Genomic DNA, 255 nt, shown 5'->3' on the forward strand with positions numbered 1-255 from the left:
GGGTGGAGTATTGTTTGTGGTGATGGGCGTGAAGAGGAATTGGTTTGATTGGGTGGAATGGTTGGTGGGTGAATGGGAAAATGAAAAAGTAGGGAAAGAGGAGGAGAGTGGGTTGGTGGATAGGGAACTGGTGGTGGTGAGAGAGAGTGTTGGTAAAATAAATGAAGAAATGGAGAGGGATGTGTGTTGGGAAAGAGAAATGAAAATGGTCGTGAATGAAATTTGTGGCGGAAGGGAGGTTCAGACTGAAGAAAT

1 protein-coding gene is annotated in these 255 nt (G+C 45.1%); it reads left to right on the plus strand.

The genetic code is table 11. From position 1 onward, the window contains the following. Positions 1 to 64 precede the first annotated feature (64 nt). The coding region (locus FS736_RS23850) for a hypothetical protein (RefSeq protein ID WP_144481563.1) at positions 65 to 255 on the plus strand (191 nt) is incomplete at its 3' end.

It is taken from the genome of Cytobacillus oceanisediminis 2691 (assembly GCF_007678455.1).
Taxonomy (GTDB): Bacteria; Bacillota; Bacilli; order Bacillales; family Cytobacillaceae; genus Mesobacillus; species Mesobacillus oceanisediminis_A.